General features: G+C 59.8%; 2 protein-coding genes. Both read right to left on the reverse strand.

The features are described from left to right. On the reverse strand, positions 1 to 703 hold a 703-nt coding region (locus Q1W26_RS03795; RefSeq protein ID WP_300436097.1), incomplete at its 3' end, for a cbb3-type cytochrome c oxidase subunit I. A 27-nt stretch (positions 704 to 730) separates the two neighbouring features. Next, positions 731 to 1,156 carry a cytochrome c gene (locus Q1W26_RS03800; protein ID WP_300436099.1) on the reverse strand — a complete coding sequence of 142 codons (426 nt, stop codon included), beginning with the start codon at positions 1,154 to 1,156 and terminating at the stop codon, positions 731 to 733. Between the last annotated feature and the right edge of the window lie 295 nt (positions 1,157 to 1,451).

Genomic DNA, 1,451 nt, shown 5'->3' on the forward strand with positions numbered 1-1,451 from the left:
ACAGCCACTTCTCGATCACTTCGCGGTCAACACCGGTCACCTTGATCAGCACGAAGGCCAGCAGCGCACCCAGGATCAGCTCCCAGACGCCTTCGACCCAAAGGTGCACAACCCACCACCAGAAGTACTTGTCGAGCACTAGGTTGTGCGGGTTGTAGAACGAGAACAGGAAGAACACCGCCAGGCCCCACAACCCCAGCATCAACACGATGCTGATGGACGTCTTGCGGCCCTTGAGCATGGTCATGGTCAGGTTGAACAGGAACACCAGCGCCACGACCACGATACCGATCTTGGTCAGCAGCGGCTGTTCGAGAAACTCCCGGCCCATGGTCTCGAGTATGTCGTTACCCGTGAACTTCGCCAGCGTGGCGTAGGGCACGAGCAGATAGCCGAGGATGGTCGCGGCGCCCGCCACGAGGAAGACCCAGAACATGAGCAAGGCCAGTTTTGGCGAATACAGCTCGGTCTCGGCCTCTTCCGGAATCATGTAGTAGGCCGCACCCATGAAGCCGAACAGCAGCCACACGATGAGAAGGTTGGTGTGGACCATCCGCGCAACGTTGAACGGGATGGCAGGGAAGAGGAAATCGCCGATCACGTACTGCAGGCCCATGATGAGCCCGAACAGCACCTGCCCGGTGAAGAGCCCGATAGCCGCGATGAAATACGGCTTCGCGACGGACTGCGATGAATATTGCATGGTTATAGCTCCATTTCTGACCGGTAATCAGCCTTCGATGTTGGGCGGCCAGTTGGCCGTGTTGATCTCCGAGGAATACTTCAGGAATTCAACAAGATCGTTGAGTTGCTGATCCGTCAGGTGGAAGTTGGGCATCTGGCGACGGCCGGGGGCGCCGGTCGGCTGGGCCTGGATCCAGGCCTTGATGAAGTCCGGGCCGCGACGCTTGTAAACGTTGCCCAGCTCCGGCGCAAAGTAGGCGCCTTCGCCCATCAGCGTATGGCAACCAATGCAGTTATTGACCTCCCACACCTTCTTGCCCGCCACGACAGCCGGCGTCAGGTTTTGCCGGTTGTCCCGCTTGGGTATGGTCTGCATCGAATCGAAGGTCAGCGCGAGAAACAGGAGCGCAAAGAAAACAGTGCCCCCGAAGAAGATGTTTCGCGCCATTGATTTTGTGAATGTCCCGCTCATGGAACCCCCCTGAATGGCTTCGCTGCACGGCGCAGCTTGGGCCGGATGGTGCGTCGGCGAAGGGGGCTCCGTCCTTGACTCGGGTCAAGGCCGGCGGACGGTGCGGCAGGCGCGGCATGCACAAACGGCCGGAAAACCGCGCCAGGCTTGAGATTCGGCCACGGCCGCCTCAGCGTAGGTCGGGTTAGCCCAGAGGGCGTAACCCGACGGGCATTCGGCAAATGTCGGGTTACGCCCTGTGGGCTAACCCGACCTTGTATTATTTTCCTCATGCACCAGCACCCGATCGCCATCG

The organism is Zoogloea sp. (assembly GCF_030157465.1).
Classification (GTDB): Bacteria; Pseudomonadota; Gammaproteobacteria; order Burkholderiales; family Rhodocyclaceae; genus Zoogloea.

Coding starts and splice junctions, on each gene's coding strand:
- Q1W26_RS03800 (WP_300436099.1), bottom strand. CDS start 1,156: ATGAGCGGGACATTCACAAAATCAATGGCGCGAAACATCTTCTTCGGG.